20 protein-coding genes and 1 pseudogene are annotated in these 15,639 nt (G+C 61.1%); 10 read left to right on the forward strand and 11 right to left on the reverse strand.

Going from position 1 to position 15,639, the window contains the following annotated elements; genetic code table 11:
- Window positions 1-58 precede the first annotated feature (58 nt).
- The 5 genes and pseudogenes from RHM57_RS16035 to RHM57_RS16055 form a co-directional block, all read right to left on the reverse strand.
- The gene (locus RHM57_RS16035; protein WP_322188666.1) at window positions 59-724 is read right to left on the reverse strand and encodes a hypothetical protein; all 666 of its coding nucleotides are present in this window, start codon (window positions 722-724) and stop codon (window positions 59-61) included.
- A gap of 55 nt (window positions 725-779) precedes the next feature.
- Window positions 780-1,736, reverse strand: a complete 957-nt coding sequence (locus RHM57_RS16040) for a hypothetical protein (RefSeq protein ID WP_322188668.1) — start codon at window positions 1,734-1,736, stop codon at window positions 780-782.
- Window positions 1,733-2,290, reverse strand: coding sequence for an ImmA/IrrE family metallo-endopeptidase (locus RHM57_RS16045; RefSeq protein WP_322189885.1), 558 nt, complete (start codon window positions 2,288-2,290; stop codon window positions 1,733-1,735). The genes RHM57_RS16040 and RHM57_RS16045 overlap by 4 nt, the downstream gene beginning before the upstream one ends.
- A gap of 5 nt (window positions 2,291-2,295) precedes the next feature.
- Window positions 2,296-2,505, reverse strand: coding sequence for a hypothetical protein (locus tag RHM57_RS16050; RefSeq protein WP_322189909.1), 210 nt, complete (start codon window positions 2,503-2,505; stop codon window positions 2,296-2,298).
- A gap of 27 nt (window positions 2,506-2,532) precedes the next feature.
- Window positions 2,533-2,721, reverse strand: a pseudogene (locus RHM57_RS16055) (helix-turn-helix domain-containing protein); the annotation flags it as partial.
- Window positions 2,722-2,833: 112 nt separating this feature from the next.
- Between RHM57_RS16055 and RHM57_RS16060 the strand changes: the two are divergent.
- From RHM57_RS16060 to RHM57_RS16085, 7 genes are all read left to right on the forward strand, one after another.
- Entirely contained in the window at window positions 2,834-3,076 is a 243-nt protein-coding gene (locus tag RHM57_RS16060) for a multiubiquitin domain-containing protein (protein ID WP_322188670.1), read from the forward strand.
- Complete coding sequence (locus RHM57_RS16065) at window positions 3,051-4,226, forward strand: ThiF family adenylyltransferase (protein ID WP_322188672.1); 1,176 nt, start codon at window positions 3,051-3,053, stop codon at window positions 4,224-4,226. Before RHM57_RS16060 ends, RHM57_RS16065 begins: the two co-directional genes overlap by 26 nt.
- Entirely contained in the window at window positions 4,223-4,627 is a 405-nt protein-coding gene (locus RHM57_RS19635; protein ID WP_369125146.1) for a DUF6527 family protein, read from the forward strand. The genes RHM57_RS16065 and RHM57_RS19635 overlap by 4 nt, the downstream gene beginning before the upstream one ends.
- 4 nt (window positions 4,628-4,631) lie before the next feature.
- The gene (locus RHM57_RS16070; RefSeq protein WP_322188674.1) at window positions 4,632-4,817 is read left to right on the forward strand and encodes a hypothetical protein; all 186 of its coding nucleotides are present in this window, start codon (window positions 4,632-4,634) and stop codon (window positions 4,815-4,817) included.
- Between the two features lie 302 nt (window positions 4,818-5,119).
- A complete protein-coding gene (locus RHM57_RS16075; RefSeq protein WP_322188676.1) occupies window positions 5,120-5,686 on the forward strand; it encodes an SLATT domain-containing protein in 567 nt (188 codons plus the stop codon).
- An 844-nt stretch (window positions 5,687-6,530) separates the two neighbouring features.
- The gene (locus RHM57_RS16080; protein ID WP_322188678.1) at window positions 6,531-6,836 is read left to right on the forward strand and encodes a hypothetical protein; all 306 of its coding nucleotides are present in this window, start codon (window positions 6,531-6,533) and stop codon (window positions 6,834-6,836) included.
- On the forward strand, window positions 6,833-7,630 hold the full coding sequence (locus RHM57_RS16085; RefSeq protein WP_322188680.1) for a J domain-containing protein: 798 nt from the start codon (window positions 6,833-6,835) through the stop codon (window positions 7,628-7,630). The genes RHM57_RS16080 and RHM57_RS16085 overlap by 4 nt, the downstream gene beginning before the upstream one ends.
- A 96-nt stretch (window positions 7,631-7,726) precedes the next feature.
- Here the strand turns inward: RHM57_RS16085 and RHM57_RS16090 are convergent, their stop codons facing one another.
- Complete coding sequence (locus RHM57_RS16090) at window positions 7,727-8,236, reverse strand: DUF6804 family protein (protein WP_322188682.1); 510 nt, start codon at window positions 8,234-8,236, stop codon at window positions 7,727-7,729.
- 102 nt (window positions 8,237-8,338) lie between these two features.
- Between RHM57_RS16090 and RHM57_RS16095 the strand changes: the two genes are divergently transcribed.
- Window positions 8,339-8,530: a hypothetical protein gene (locus RHM57_RS16095; protein ID WP_322188684.1), complete on the forward strand. Its 192-nt coding sequence runs from the start codon at window positions 8,339-8,341 to the stop codon at window positions 8,528-8,530.
- Window positions 8,531-8,594: 64 nt separating this feature from the next.
- On the opposite strand, the gene RHM57_RS16100 is transcribed toward RHM57_RS16095, so the two are convergent.
- Complete coding sequence (locus RHM57_RS16100; protein ID WP_322188686.1) at window positions 8,595-9,542, reverse strand: GIY-YIG nuclease family protein; 948 nt, start codon at window positions 9,540-9,542, stop codon at window positions 8,595-8,597.
- A 388-nt stretch (window positions 9,543-9,930) separates the two neighbouring features.
- On the opposite strand from RHM57_RS16100, the gene RHM57_RS16105 reads away from it, so the two are divergent.
- The gene (locus RHM57_RS16105; RefSeq protein WP_322188688.1) at window positions 9,931-10,836 is read left to right on the forward strand and encodes a hypothetical protein; all 906 of its coding nucleotides are present in this window, start codon (window positions 9,931-9,933) and stop codon (window positions 10,834-10,836) included.
- Window positions 10,837-10,935: 99 nt separating this feature from the next.
- Here RHM57_RS16105 and RHM57_RS16110 read toward each other — a convergent pair whose 3' ends face one another.
- The 4 genes from RHM57_RS16110 to RHM57_RS16125 form a co-directional block, all read right to left on the reverse strand.
- The gene (locus RHM57_RS16110; RefSeq protein ID WP_322188690.1) at window positions 10,936-11,619 is read right to left on the reverse strand and encodes a hypothetical protein; all 684 of its coding nucleotides are present in this window, start codon (window positions 11,617-11,619) and stop codon (window positions 10,936-10,938) included.
- Window positions 11,620-11,924: 305 nt separating this feature from the next.
- Window positions 11,925-12,734, reverse strand: a complete 810-nt coding sequence (locus tag RHM57_RS16115) for a metallophosphoesterase (RefSeq protein WP_322188692.1) — start codon at window positions 12,732-12,734, stop codon at window positions 11,925-11,927.
- On the reverse strand, window positions 12,731-12,976 hold the full coding sequence (locus RHM57_RS16120) for a hypothetical protein (protein WP_322188694.1): 246 nt from the start codon (window positions 12,974-12,976) through the stop codon (window positions 12,731-12,733). Before RHM57_RS16120 ends, RHM57_RS16115 begins: the two co-directional genes overlap by 4 nt.
- A gap of 262 nt (window positions 12,977-13,238) precedes the next feature.
- Window positions 13,239-13,604 carry a helicase associated domain-containing protein gene (locus tag RHM57_RS16125; RefSeq protein ID WP_322188696.1) on the reverse strand — a complete coding sequence of 122 codons (366 nt, stop codon included), beginning with the start codon at window positions 13,602-13,604 and terminating at the stop codon, window positions 13,239-13,241.
- 589 nt (window positions 13,605-14,193) lie between these two features.
- Between RHM57_RS16125 and RHM57_RS16130 the strand changes: the two genes are divergently transcribed.
- Window positions 14,194-15,621 (forward strand): GH1 family beta-glucosidase, encoded by a 1,428-nt coding sequence (locus RHM57_RS16130; RefSeq protein ID WP_322188698.1) that lies wholly within the window; start codon window positions 14,194-14,196, stop codon window positions 15,619-15,621.
- Window positions 15,622-15,639: the final 18 nt, after the last annotated feature.

The following is a 15,639-nucleotide window of genomic DNA, read 5'->3' on the forward strand; positions in this document are numbered from 1 at the left end:
TGGGCGGTGACACGCCATGACAGGAGTGACCATGTGCGTGCTGGCGCAGCGAGGGTGGCTATTTGCCTGACGCTGCGCTGATCCGAGCTAGGCGCGAGACCATCTCGCTCCACATCGCTTCGTAGTCGTCTGCTCTGTGGATGCGAGTGGTTTTGCTCTGCCGGTTTGCCACCAGGGTGAGGAAGTACTCCCCGCCGATGGAAGTGCGCTCCGGCCGTGGCGCCTCGTCCTGTTCCCTTCGGACCCGGTTGGCCAGCGCTATCCATGCTTCGATGTCGTACGGCGCATCGAAGGGCTCGCGGGGCGGCGGTTTGACCCCGAAGCCGGATTCCTCGATGCGCTCTGATTTGAAGCCGTTCTTGGATCTGTACACGTAGCGCACGGCATGCTCGGTGCCTGTTTCGAAGCCGAAGTGGTAGATGGTTGCGGTAGCTCCTTCCATCTCGTAATTCTCCAGCATGAGGTTCGCCCAAAGGAGGCTCAGCTGTTCCGGCGCGAACTTGTCAATCATCTCCATGTCTTGGACGATTGCTGAGCTCCGAAGGAGTTCGTTCCAAGCCGCACCCAAGTTAGCGATGCCCGTGACCGCAACGGCCATGTTCAGATGGGGCAGGGTCAAGCACTTGCTCTGGAACACGAAGGCTTCGCCGTCGGGTGCGGTAGCCAACGTATCGGTGAGGATGAGGATCGAGTCGGCTTCATGGCTGAACATGAGGAGGCTCATAGTCGAGCGCTCCGAGACGGGGTCAGGTTGATGGCGTCTACGTGCTGACGAGTGTTCATTTGCGCTCCTCACTAGCCTCGATCGAGACCGAGCCGCTGGCTGCAGCTAGTGCGAGCTGCCGCTTTGCAGCTTCGAGGGCGTGAGCGGCCTGCCGCAGGCGCTTGAGCTCATCGTTCACGCGCTCTTGTGTGTCGGCGAAGGCTCGCTGAACGGCGAGCGCGGGCAGCAGGACGACGAATTCCTTCAGGTTGAAATGAGTTCGTGAAGCGCCGGCCGCCATGAATTTTTCGTTCACGGGGGCCGCGATCGCGGCAGCAAGGTACTCCGGGTCTAGCGAGCCGTCGAGCACTCGGTTGGACTGCATGAATCGTCCTAGAACCCAGCCGTTCTCTGGCCAGACTCGGGTACTCACCGTGCTGCCGTCTAGATAGACGATGACGTCACCCTTGTGGACGAGCTGGGCAGTTGTACTGGGTGACGCAAGCACGTGTTCTGTTTCGATCCCGACGAGATCCGCTCCTGGTCGCACGTGCCGGATCGTCAGGATCGGGTACGGAGGGGCCGTCTCTGCGAGGTTGCGTTCCATGTGCCGGCCACGGAGAACGGCAATCGCTTCGCTCTTCTGTAGTTCTCCGATTGACAGTGTTCGCGCCTCGTCTTGGAGGGGAGTGACCTTCAAGCTGGGCAAAGCCTGGCCGAGCGCGGACACAGCCGTAGACGCGGCGGAATACGAATCAACGACGAGGGTTGTCCAGTCGCGTGCGGAGAGGTGTTCTGTCGGATCGATGGTCCAGCGGTTCGGCAGAAGGGTCGCGTCCGGCGCAAGGAGATCGACGACGGGCACGTCAACGGCGAACGACTTATCGAGATCCTGGGCGCGCTGGGCCAGCCAGTTCTCATAAGCACCGACAACCGGGCCGTCGCTACCGAGCGCATCCGCGTTCAGACCCGTGGCATCGATGAGCAGAACGCTCGTTCGGCGATCGATTTGGTCGGGCTGGCCTCCGGTCATGGACGGCGGAATTTCGCCTCCGCACGCGCCGCCCGGACTCGCTGACCCTTCATCTGGTTTTGAGCAAACTGTTCACTGACCATGTACGCCTCAGCCACTTCCTTGTTCCCCCATTTGGCGAAGGCCATCTTCTCGACGGCAGCGAACGGAACCAGCAGTTCTCCGGCGAGGAAATCCGCTTCCTTCTCCTGCTGGTTGCCATACTGTCCGCTGTGGTCACCCAGGACGACACCGGTGAACTCGTGCTCGAGGAGGAGATGGCCGAGTTCGTGGGCGATGCTGGATCGGCGCCTGGCTGGCACATGCTTGTCATTTTCGATGATGAAGCGTGCCGTCCCAAGCGGGACGAGTGCCGCCGACCACTTGGATGTATTCGAGACAGCGAGGTGCTCGATCGCGTCCGGGACCAGGTGCCGAAAATCGGTCAGCGTGTAGACCGGGACGCCGTGGCCGTCGCAAAGAGCGTAAGGATCGAATGGGTCGAGCGGTCCCAGACCGAGTTGGGCGCGTTCCTCGGAAGCTAGGGCGCGCATCTCCTTCTGGATCCAACGCATGGCGGTCACACCTGACTTCTGCGCTCGTCTCGGAAGCGCTGGGCTGCAGCGCTGATGACCTGCTCTAAGTAGACGATGTCTTTGTCGTTGAGGTCCTTGCGCGCGCGGAGCAACGGGGCGAGGGCCGCTTCGAGCGCCGGCTCTTCCTCCCCTACGGCATCGGCGTCACCGCTCCTGTAGAAATCTTCTGCCCGCATGCGAAGCCACGAGGTCATAGCGGCGAATGCAGGGAGATCCGGGCTGAGCCCGTTCGCCATTCGGGACATGGTTGAAGGGCTGACGCCAAGTTCCCTAGCGAGCTGTCGCCAAGAAAGGTCCTTTGCTTTCCGTGCGGCGTCAAGCGCCGCATGTAATGCCTTAACGTCAACGGTCGGTGCAGCATCCACTGATCTGCCTCTCATTTCGTTCGCTGCTCTAAATGTCGAGCACATGTGTTAGTCTAGTCCTGTTCGACTTTTCGAGCAGCGAGCGAAGTGTGGCGCGTCCTCCGCTTATGGATCAGCGCCAGAGAGCTCCCTCATGAATGACCAGAAGCAAGAAAACATGCCCGGCCCAACCACCATCATCGTCAACACCCGCAGCCACCCCGTGACGGAGAAGAAGATCTCCTTCGAGCAGGTCATCGAGCTCGCTTACCCGGACCAGCCGGCCACGGAGGCCGACTCGTTCACCGTCCGGTACAGCCGCGGCCACGACGGGCACGGCTCCGGAACACTCACCGCCGGCCAGGACGTTCCTGTCAAGAAGGAGATGGTCTTCGATGTCTACCGCACCACTCGCTCGTAACCCGGATCTCTCACGACTCCTCGACGACGGGTACGAGGTGGTCATTGATGGCGGCCACCTCATTGTTCGCCGGATTCCCTATGTCACCGCCGATGGCACGGTGCAATACGGGATCCTTGCGTACCCGGTAGCTGTCGCCGGCGACATGATCACGTCACAGACCGATCACCGGATTTGGTTCGGCGGATCCCAACCGTTCCACGCCAATGGCAGCCCGCTGCAGTTGGCGACCCCCGAGTCGCACCCGATCACGGACACGCTGCAGGCGGCGTTCATGCTTTCCAGCAAACCGGGGTCGGGCGCGTACCCGGACGAGTATTCGAAGGTTACCTCGTACGTGCGGATTCTCGCCCACGAGGCGTTAGCGATCGACCCGACGGTGACCGCCACTCCGGGAGGCTCTTGGGACGTCGTCGACGATGACAGCCCGTTTGCGTACCGCGACACCGCCACGTCACGTGCCGGGCTCGCACCGCTGATGAAGTGTTTCACCGGGCAACGGATCGCGATCGTCGGCCTCGGTGGGACCGGCGGATACATCCTCGACCAGATTGCGAAGACCCCGGTATCAACGATCACCCTCGTCGACGGCGACCCGTTCGAGAACCACAACGCATTCCGCGCACCAGGGGCTGCCTCTTTGGAGACGCTGCGCTCGCAGCCTAAGAAGGTGGACTACTTCAAAGGCATCTACTCGCACATGCACACCGGGATCATCGCCCAGGACGTCTTCCTCGACGAGGCCAACCTAGACCTCCTTGCCGGTTCAACATTTGTCTTCCTCGCCTCCGACGACGCCTCCTCGAAACCAGCGATCATCGCTTGGCTCGAGAGAATCAACATCCCGTTCATCGACGTCGGCATGGGAGTGGGAGAGACCGACGGCCGAATGAGCGGCCTGCTCCGCGTGGTCACCAGCATTCCCGGGGGACGCGATCACGTCCACGACCGAAATCGCATACCCGACGCGCCCGCCCACGACGATGAGTATGGGCGGAACATCCAGATCGCCGACCTGAACACCCTCAACGCGACGATGGCCGTCATTCGGTGGAAACGTCACATCGGCTTCTACGCCGACGGGACCAGGGAAGGGTTTTCCACATATTCCGTCTTTACGAATGACATCACCAACGAGGACCAGCTGTGACTGGGGTTGAGCACCTCAAGTCAGCGTTCGTCGAGTCCTTTCCACCACGGCTGGACCCGGGCGTACTCTACATCTGTCTCCGGTTCAACACATGCGGTCACCTGTGCTGCTGCGGGTGCGGCGAGGAAGTGATCACGCCACTTTCCCCCGCCCGGTGGTCATTCACATACGACGGTGAGAACGTAAGCATGTCCCCATCCATCGGTAGCTGGGCGTTGCCCTGCAGGTCGCACTATCTGATCACACAAGGCGACATCATATGGAGCCGCCGGTTCTCTCCCCACCAGATCGAGGCGGCACGGAGCGGCGACAGGCACGCGTTAAGAAACGAGGACCAGCAGGTGCCTTCAGTTGGGCCGACCCGGTGCCGCCCATGGTGGCGCTGGCTCGTGCGACGGTGACGAAATGGACCAATTGCTCTCACTGATCGGCACAAACCTGCCGACGTTGCTCATCCCTGTTGCAAGCGGGATCGCGTTTTGGCTGGCCAAGGCGATTCTCATCGGCGTTCTCCAGGGCACATGGTGGCTACTCTCCGCGATTGGCCGCACGATTGTCAACACAGTCAGCTGGACGATCGGGTGGTTTTGAGGCAACATGCCCGTTGAATCCGGCTACACGACCCGCCGCTCAGGGCGGCGGGCATCTGGGTTCGCCCGTAGGCGCCGGCCGCCGCTGCGCTTGGACTCGCGCATACCTGGGTACGTCATGCTTAAATCGCCCTTCACTGCGGTAGCTTCAGTTGTCTCGGCTGCTCGCTCAAGCAATTGGGCGCTACTGAAAGATTGCGACTTTGTCGCTCACCGTATGGTGAAGCTCGCTTGCGGGCGTTGATTGATTGCCCTGCCGTCGCGTCGCGACGAGCAGCCGAGTTCATAACAACGGGGGATGCCATGAGTGAGTTGGAACGAGTTGCTGCGAGGTCGTATAAGTCCTACAGAGCACGGCTAGTAGCTTCCAATCGTCTGCAGGCTCGACAGCGAGCTTGGAACACCTGTCTGTTGGCGTTATCTGTCGCCACGACGGTGGCTTCAATTGCCCTGCTTAGTGACGGGACGATGTACGGCAATGCCGGGCCAACCGTGCTTGTATGCGTGTCCGTTGGAGCGTTGATTTCGTCGCTCGTTGCCGCCGGGCTTAACTACGGGGGGAGAAGCCGGGATATGTTCATGAATTACCGCGCACTGCAGCGGCTCTCTGTAGAAGCTGAGTCGATGCTCGATCGCGAGTTCGTCCACGACGAAGAAGTTTCCAAACTCACCGAACGGCACAATGCCCTGTTGGACGACTCCGAGAATCACACGTCGGCAGACCATAAATCCGCAGATCCGGAAGCTCCAATCAGCATCTGGGTCCTCAGGCGCGCACAGTGGCTGACAAATCTTCCTTATCTCGCGCTGAGTGTTCCAGTGCTAGTTGTCTGGCCCTTCGCCCACTGGGCACTTCGAGGGGGTAAGTAATCTGACTGCTTCTGCGATCTTCCGAAGATCAACAACAAAGCGACATCTTCACAACATCTATCGCTCTTACGTCATGGAAACCTTGGCTGTCGGGCGAGATGGTCAGCGTGCGCGAGCACTCGAGAACGAATGGCCCGAAACGGTCTCGCCGGGCCGTGCCTGACAAACTCTCCAACATGGTGAGACTGATGACCGGGTCAACGGTTTCGAAGGATCATGCAACAGCTCTGACGCCAAGAGGCATCGCCGAAGCCGCCGGCCCCCGCCTCTGAGCATTGCCGTCGGCTACCGCCGAACAGGTCATAGATCTCTACCGGACCCTTGGCGGGATCCAAGATGCGCCAAGAGTTAACGCGGCGACCGTCGTCATGCCTGATCTCATCGGCGATGTGCATGTGTCCGTGGGCGACAATGGCTGGGCGGAGGGCCGCGCATACCTTCGTGACGCGATCGCGCGATGCCGCCGCGTAGGCGAGCGCAGTATCGCTCCAGCCGTAAGGTCTGCGCATCTCACGGGAGGATAACGGGGAGCGGCCTTGAGGGATCCAACGGCACTCCTCCGCCCGCGACATTCTCTTTCCGCCTCATTTGAGCGGGGCTTACAAGTGCTGCTCCGGCCAGAGGCCAGCATGCCGCCGGATTACCCATATCCTGAATCATGACCGCCGCCAGCCCGTCTTTACCCTTAACATTCAAAAACCCTCCCGGCTGGCCGCCGCCATCTAACGAGTGGATTTCGTCACACCTCGGCTGGAACCCGCCACTCGGATGGACACCCGAATCCAACTGTTTTCCAGCACCCCACAATTGGAAATACTGGAGGAAAGACCCCACAGGGTGGCGGATGTACTCGAAGCCTGTGCTCGCATCCGCGAAGGTTTCCATCTGGATCGGGCTGGGAGTATTCGTCGCCGGCATCGTGCTGACATCGGTCGGCTTCGCAGCAGCCGCGACGAGCGGAGGCTCATATCTAGCGCTCTGGGGGGCGATTGTCTTTGGCCCCCTCCAAGTCGTTCGAGGAGTCATCAGTATCCGCCGATCCAACGCGGAATTGCTGGCAATTCTGCTCGCAAATGCACAACTGGTCAAAATTGCCAATGATCAAGCCGCATACGCGCATTACTTGAAGCAGATGGGTGCTAACAGATGACCCCTGAGGCCGCAGCAGCGATCTTGAACGTGAAGGTGTCCGCGACAAGGACCGAAATCGATGCGGCCTATCGATTGCGCGCGAGAATGAGCCACCCTGACCGTTTTGCCGGAGCGCCCGCCGCCGATATCAAGGCGGCCAGCGCCGAATTCGTTCGCATCTCGGATGCGCGTGATGTCCTTCGCGCTCGGATACCGACACATGCGTCGCCTCGAACCGAATCCCCGCAACCGCGGCCCACAAGAGAACCGACCCTCAGCTTCGAGGAATTCGTGCGGGCCTCCGACACCTATCGCTGGCACGACGGGCAAACCTCCGGCCGCCGAAGCGATGGAGCGCCCTTCGAATCGTCAGAAGATACAACGAGGCTCTCGTCGACAGCACCGAAAAGAGCCCTGTTCTTTCGTGGCTGGTGGCCAGTCGCGTTGACGATTGCGGCACTAATTGCCCTGGCTTCGGGGATGGCAACTTCGGCGGCAAACAAAACCGCATTTGGGAATAGCGAATCAGGTAGCAGCATCATCGACCACGTTCATCAGGAAGTGGTGGTGGACCAACCTTCAGTCCAGAAGCACTGCGAGGCCGGCTTCAAGTGCTGGATGTGGACGCTCACGTCTGATTCGAGCTGCCCCAGCGCGTCGGTTACGATCCGCCTCACCTCAACTTTAGGAGGACCGACTACCGAGACGGCGAGAAAGTACATTGCTCTCACGGCAAATCAGCCCGTTCGTTTGCTCCACGAGTCGACTGCCTCGGCGAATGTCTACGCCAGCATTGATGCCATCACGTGTTAGCCGGCCGGGTCTTTGGATGCTCCGGTTTCCCCTCGGCCACCCCCGAGAGGGATGCTGTGGTTCTCTAAAAAGGAGACTTAGAACCAGTGTCTGGAATCATTCGCATGACGCGTACCTGTCATACGTTGTGACGCAATCAGGATTCCCGGTTCCGGACGAGCCCGCCATCATCCAGATCGCAAGACCAATGCCGACGGCGATCGCGGTCATCATCCACCACGCCATTGGAACGGAGGGTTTCGATGAGACGCCTTTCGTCTTGGACGGCGCCGGAGCAGGAATGGCGAAACCCGCAACGATGAACAATCCCGCCACGGCGAGGTCGAGCGCCACCCACACTGGTTGGGGAAGGCGTATTACGTCCGCCGGAGCCCACAAGACGATCATGGGCAGAAAGAGACCCAGCCAACGCGGGTGCCCAGCTCGAAGCGCAAAAACGGCCAGAAGGACTGCTCCCACCGTCACGACATATCGAAGGAATTGGTAGTACCCGAACGGGAGGTCGAATGCGCCGACAAGCAGGACACCCGCGGAAGCCGTGGCGGCAACGAGCGCCGGGTAACGGTCGAGGAGCACACCCTTATCGAGATCTCGATCAGCTGACATATTCAGAGTCTATGGTTGGCCCGCGCCCATGAGGTACGCGCCGAAGCGCGGCCAGAAGCCGAATCCGTGAATCGGCGCAAGCCCTGAAACCAGCGACCGGACGTGCCCGCCTTTGCGCCGGGGACATACAATACGGCCACCGGGAACCTCTACGCCCAGGCCGACGAGCCGGAGCTTCGGGGCCCGTCCGAGCCGGTCCGGACTGGAGGGTCGGCGCCGCCGGCGACCGTCGACACCGCGCTGAACCTTCAGTTCTCCCACCTTGCGGACGTCGACCCGGACCAGCTGAACTGAGCTGAGCTGAGCTGAGCTGAGCGTGACCGACAGGCCTTTCGCGCGCCGATAACGTCCTACTACGTTAGGTGCCGGCCGGCGCCGGCACGGCCAAATCGACCCCCTCGGACTGCCACGCGCCGTAGCTGACGCCCGTCCCGCGCACCTTCCACTCGGTGCGACCGTTGGTGGTGCGCCCGAAGACTACGGCCGCCGCCGCACTGGGACTGGCGAAGACCTGATCGTGGACGAAGAACTTAGTCTGCCCATCCGGCGATAGCACCGTCGTCCCATCGCGGTCGAGCTTCTCTTTGAGCCGTCCATAGCCGTCTGCGGGAGAACCCGTCCACGCCAACCGGGTTCGGGACCCCTCCAGCACAGTGAATTCTCCGTCGATTTCCCGTGCCGTGGCCATCAGGCCGTCCTTCTTCAACCCCAGGTCGAACAGCGGTGACTCGTGCCACGCGGGAGAGCCCCCGGGTCGAACGGACATGGTGTCCCTCGCGTGCGCGACTGATCGGAAGATGTTGACGCCGAGGACCGGGAAGACGATCTGGGCCTGGGCGATGAAGTACTCCATGTCCGACACATCTGCTTCGGGAAGCAGGATCGGAATGGGCGCAGTGGAATTGGTGAGCTTCGCGCGATTGGCTTCCCGGGCGATGGTAATGAAGCGGCTCTCCAGGTATCGGGCGTGAGCCTTGGTAAGGTTCGTGTCTTTGCTGGTGAGCACAATGGCGCGGACCCAGAAATCCTTCCCGCCTTGTTCCTCCGAACGGGCGTGCTGATAGAGCCGCCTGCTGACGTCGTCCCCCTCGCCGATGTAAGCCAGCGCACCACCCAAGCTGTCGGGATCGTCACCGATCAAGACGTAGATCCCCGTGCGACTCGTTTCGGGACGTTTGAGCAAGCTTGCAAGATCCGAACGCGGCGCGGCCACCACATGCCCGGTCCAGTTCATGATCTCGGCCGTCAGCAAGCCGCCTGGCGTTCCATCCGCCAAGAACAACCGCACAGATTTTCCAACACTCATAGAGTCAGTCTCGTAGATTTCGGACCGACCCGAGTTCACCTCGCATCGAGAACAGGACCGACGCGCGGGGCGTGCACAATTCATCCACCCTTGGACATGCCCCCGTCTCACCAAACGTCGTCGTCCCTCAGGCCATTGCATTCAAGGTCAACCATTCGGAGACCCGCCGTCGTGCCACACGGCGACACCGCCGCTAGCCTGCGCCGCATTTTTGCTCCTCGATCTGCGCAAGCGCTGAGTCGAGCGTCCTCATGGTGACATCCTCTGCCGTGAGTGACCGATCTCAAATGAGATCCGATGCGGTGGAGGCGAGCGATCGGATAGGACCGCCTTTCCACCGGGTGTGGACAGCGCACGAATGTCGGCTCCGGACCGTAGGGTCAGGGACATGGATATCACCGGGGGAACAGGAACACTCAGCAGGGCCGTGAAGGACAAGACCACGCCGCTGCGTCAATATCTGCAAGTCACGTTCCCGAACCCACGCCGGTTACAGCAGGAGTACAAGGCCCACGCCGGCGAGCTCATCGTGGGCAGCTCGGGCGCGCCGCCCGCTACTGTCGGGACCGCGGTTGACCTCATGATCAGGTTCCTGCTTGACCCGACTGATGTTCCCCTTTCCGCGCGAATTCTGTTTCCCTTTCCGGCTTACGTGGATGTTGTGGACGACCTGGCCCGCATTGCTGGGAACTCGCTTCGTGACGGTGCGACCGGCAACGACGCCTTTGCCCGCGCCGTCTGGGGACTCGCGCTGTGCGTTGAGGCCCACCGAGCTGGACCGCTCAACTCGCCGTTCGTGTCCGAGCTCTTCATCCACGGTGGTTTTGATGTCGAAACCATGCTGGCCCAGGCCACGCCCGCAGCGCTCGTTGAACTCGCCGCGCTCAGGACGACGGCAGAGCAGCACCTGATCCGACGCTTGGATCGGCCCTTTCATCTCGGTCCCGAGTTCGACGCGTCCACGCGCGACGGCGGCATCGATAGGCGACTCATCGCAGCCGAAGCGGATCTGATCTGTGACGGCCTGCTCCTCGATATCAAGACTCAACTCGGCGGGAAGAACAGTGTGGGCGTCCGGAAGGACACGCTCAGTCCCGATCACCTGTATCAGCTGATCGCCTACGCGCTGCTGGACTATTCCGACACCTACGGCATCAACCGCCTCGGCTTGTATTCCGCCCGCTACGGAGGTTTACATGTCTGGTCTCTCCACCACGTCACCTCCACAATGGCAGGAGAGCACGTCAACTTCCGCGAGCTCCGCCAGGAGATTTGGGACATGCTCCACAAGTAGGCCATGGCATTGGGACGCAGTTTGCCGAAGCCAATGGCGCAGCCTGGTTGCGGTCACAGCGCTGACCTCAGCAGGGTGACAGGGTGACGGGCCAGCAGCTCAGAACAAGTCGGTCGTTGGCGGAGTGATTCGGAGCTCAAATGAAATGGCCCTGAATCTGCATCGAGCGAAGTTCCGGCTCAGACCAATCCGAGTGACGCGTGTACCACGCGAACGGTATGCCTCTGGATCGTGTCTATGTATCTTGGCGTTCGCGCGGGAGTAATGAGGCATTCGTTTGACCGAGTCTGTAGTGAGCCCGAGCTCCTGCTCGATAAGCGCCGCGTGCCTCGCCACCGATTGATAGGTCTTTCCTCCTACACAGACGATGGACTCGACTGCGCCCAGAATCTCTGCCTGTCGGATCAGAGACCGCACCGCAAGCAGGATCTCGTCAGGTTTCGAACGAACGAGGCGAGAGTCTGATTCAGCAATAGCAGGGTGCAAGTCGGTCATGTACGAACCCCAAAGTGGTGTGCCGACAAAAGCCTCCGCAAGAAAAATATCGTTGTGCTTCCGGGCCGGATTGTGAAAGTTCGCCCAGTCCGGTGTGGTCGCCGCGGTCTCGCGGACCCTATCGGTTCCCGGGTTGAGAGAAACAACCATCGCTCGACCGTGCATCGTGGCTCGCGCTTGATCATTCGGAAATGACGCGGTGCCGGTCAACGCGCCGGAAGCATCAAGTTCCCAAACTGCCCACGACGCTTCTCGTCGATAATCGCTCATCGCAACAAATAGGTCCACGTGTTTCCTTCAATTTTGGAATTGGTGATGATGGTGTCACCACACTGAGCCGGTTCCTACTTCGTTGGGCCGTCCTGGCGCCACATGCCTAACCTATCGCCAGCTGGGAACAGTCGAAGTGAGGTAATAACCTGTTCGGCGGTAGCCGACGGAGCTGATTCAAGCCGCGGGGCCCGCGGCTTGAGCGATGCTTCTTGGCGACGAAGCTGTTGCACGATCCTTCGAAACGTGCCGAACCGTTCACCAGTTCTCAACAGGCTGGAGAATATGTCAGGCACAGCCTATGAGTGCCCCAGTACGTGTCCTCAACAAACCCAGGTCCACCCGAAGTCCGTCAGGTTGAGTAGACCCATGTTTCGAACCTCGCCATCGTTAGCGAGTGAGTAAACTCGGCGGCCGTCGCCAAGCTCGATCTCATCGGCGACGTGCATATGCCCGTGGACGACAACCGCGGGGTTCACCGCCTCCCAAACCTGGGTGACCCGGTCGCGCGCTGCGGCCGCGTAGGCCAGTGCCGTATCGCTCCATCCGAACGCGTTAGAGCCGAGAATCTTCTCGACGGCAGCCGTGCCCCCGTTCACCGACTCGTGGGTGATGAGGACGTCGACGGGGCCGCCGGCGATCGCATTCTCCACGTCCTCATCCGTGGGGGCTTCGGTCAGCCACCACGTCTTCCCTATCCGGCGATTCGCATAGTCGAGTGAGGCACCACCGCCGAACGACAGAAACGTGCGTGAGCCGAGGGCGAAACGGTACCCGCGCGGCAACGCCCAGACCGCTTTACTGAAGCGCACAGCCTCGCCGGGATGCTGTGCGAACGCCTCGTCGAGCCGATCCCAATCTTCGTGGTTTCCCGGCGTCACGAGAACGCGTTCGATGCCCGCACGGTGGCACCAGTAGTCGACACTGTCGAGGAAGCTCTTGCCCTCGGGTCCCGGCCAAAAAGCAAAATCTCCGACGTGGAGGATCGTGCGGGTCCCAGGGGCTTGCCGGGCGAGGAAGGGAATAGCTTTCTGCACCCAAGAGACGTTCGCGTGCCAATCTCCGGCGACCGCGACACGCGTTTCTCCGCTCAAGGACAGGTCAGCGATCAAGGGAATGTTCGAATGGGTCATCGTCCGCTCCAGTCGATGTGGATGTAGAGGATGTACTCGCCGAGAACGTCCACGGCGATCCAGCGGTCGCGAACGAGCGCGTGGAGCTCAGCGCTGCCCAGGGTCACGGACTGTGAACCGTATCGTCGGCCGAAGAGAAAGAGGCCGTCACGATCCAGCCGCGGTCGGCGAATAGCGAGGTGGCGTGCTTCGCCGCTGTCGGTGATGTCGGCCGTTGCTTTGTCGTCGTCTGTCGCCATCATTTGCTCATTTCATCGGTGTCGGCAGTCCAGCTGAGCCAGGTCGCGTCGCAATACCTGTGGCGGCCGATGAGCGGCGGACCGATCGATCCCGCCTATCGCACAGTGTGGCCGGAATCATTCCTACTGCCGCAGAATCTGGCAGCTTTGCATTCCTGCACGGATTCCGTCGGGGGCTGGACGCTGTCGTGCCCGCCTCCAGCTGGGGAGCCGTGTTGCGCGTCGGAGCGACAGACCGGACTGGGCCCACGATTGGTCTCAGTCCTCACCGGTGGTCAAGGTCGCGGGCCTCGGTGACCTTGCGCGTCGTCGACGCTCCCCAACTCCAGAATTCGACCTCGTTCAGCAACGCGGTTCGACGTTGGGAGAGCTTCCCTCGGTGGTAAGCCATCCGATTCTTCGCCGCCCACCCCGCGAGCGCGCTTTCGGCGGGAGTGGATCGTAGTTTGGGGGCCTCCCGATGGGTCCGTGTGAACTGGATGTATGCGTCATAGATCGTGTGCCAGGCGTCTTCGAGGGGGTTGAAGCTAAGCCCGCCGTTCAGCGGGGCATTTGTGAGCTCCCACGAAAGCAGTCCCAGGGCACGATGGCTTGCACGCTTAGACTCCGAGGTTCTCGACAATGCGCTCACGCCGGTTCGACTTAGGGAACAGAATATTGCCGGGCTGCAGGTGCCAGCAAATGACGACCCGCGAAGAGCGGGTACTTACCCTGGCCGAGGGGCCCCCACTCCTCGATCTCGATCCCGTGATCGCGCGCGAAAGCGGTGACCTCCGGCTGTTGGTGGGCGGGGTGAAGTTCGATCTAGTTGACGGCCGGCACGACGTCCGTCTCACCGAGCAGACGTTGCAGGCGCGGGACGAGGAAGTTGGAAATGCCGATCGAGCGCGCCCGGCCGGAGGCGCGGATCTGCTCCAACGCCTGACCCGCGCAGCCCCAGGAGGCCGACCGGGGAACAATCCGCGACGACGGCCAGAGCCAAACCGAGAACGCCGAGCCAACATGGGTGTGTTCACCGGCCGGGCCTGAAAGACAGAGCAACAATTTCGCAGTGCTCGCGCTCGCGCTCTCCGGAGCGGGACGACGGTGAGTGGAGCTCATCACCCAGGGCGGAACATTCAACTCCAGGTTGTAAACGGATTCTCCATGGCTTATATTAAGTAATGGAATAAATCTAAGGAGTCATCATTAGTTCAACGACGAGTACTCACATCGGTGCAATGGCCGCTCTGCCCGCAGAACCGTCGTTCGGATCGCACCCGGGTCACCTGGGCGATGAAATGATCCGTCTGGACAGATTCCCGACGAATTTCGTTTGGGGACTCGCGACGGCGGCGTACCAGATCGAGGGGGCCGCGTCCGAGGGTGGGCGCGGGCCGAGCATTTGGGACACGTTTGCGCACACACCAGGCCGCACGAAAAACGCCGATACTGGGGATGTTGCTTGCGACCACTATCATCGGTGGCCCGCGGACCTCGATCTGCTCAAGGAACTTGGCGTGTCGAACTATCGCCTCTCCGTGTCCTGGTCTCGTCTCCAGCCAGGCGGTAGCGGCGACCTGAACCCGGAGGGTGTTGCCTTCTACCGCGCAATATTGGCGGGAATGCGGGAGCGTGACATTGCGCCATATGTGACGCTGTATCACTGGGACCTACCGCAGGAGCTAGAGGACCTGGGCGGCTGGGGTGATCGAGAGACCGCGTTCCGCTTTGCGGACTTCGCTGCTCAGACCGTGTCAGCCCTGGGCGACTTGGCGTCGACGTGGATCACTTTGAACGAACCGTGGTGCTCCGCGTTCCTCGGATATGGTTCCGGGGCGCACGCGCCCGGTCGACAAGACCTGAACGTTGCAGTTCGTGCGGCCCATCACCTCAACCTTGCGCATGGGCTAGCTACAGCGGCTATCCGGGCCATTGACCCCAGTGCCCGCATCGGCGTCACGAATATCGTTACGGACATCGTCCCCGCCTCCTCCCTAGCCGGAGATCAGGCTGCCGCCGCTCGGTTAGACGCTGTTAGCAATCTCGTCTTCCTTGAGCCGGTATTTCACGGCAGGTACTCAGCTGGCGTTCACGCTGCCCTCGACGCATATGGTCTCCGCGATGCCATCGAACCAGAGGACCTGGCCATCATTCACGCCCCGCTGGACTTCGCCGGGATTAATCACTACCAGCGCGTGATCGCTCACGATGACGCGTCGACTCCTTTTTCTGTCAGGGAAGTGGCGGCACAGCCGGCGACGACGTCATTTGGTTGGTCAGTCATCCCCGAATCCATGACGGCCGTTCTCCAACGAGTTGCCCGCGAGTTCACTTCCGTACCCCTGTATGTCACCGAAAGCGGCGCCAGCTACCACGACTACGTCGATCCGAACGGAGACGTCATCGACACGGATCGAGTCGCCTATCTCCGCGGCTACATTGACGCTGCCGGCCAAGCGATCGCCGCGGGCGTCAACCTCAAGGGCTACTTCGTGTGGTCGTTCCTGGACAACTTCGAGTGGGGCGAGGGCTATAGCAAACGCTTCGGCCTGGTCTACGTCGACTACCGAACCCAAGTGAGGATCCCCAAACTTAGCGCGCGGTGGTACACCGCTTTGATCGGTGCCCACCGGGCACTCAGCGTCCAAAATCCTGTTTCTGCCTAACATCCCAACCCCATCGAA

This window comes from Cryobacterium sp. 10S3 (assembly GCF_034344045.1).
GTDB classification, from domain to species: domain Bacteria; phylum Actinomycetota; class Actinomycetes; order Actinomycetales; family Microbacteriaceae; genus Cryobacterium; species Cryobacterium glucosi.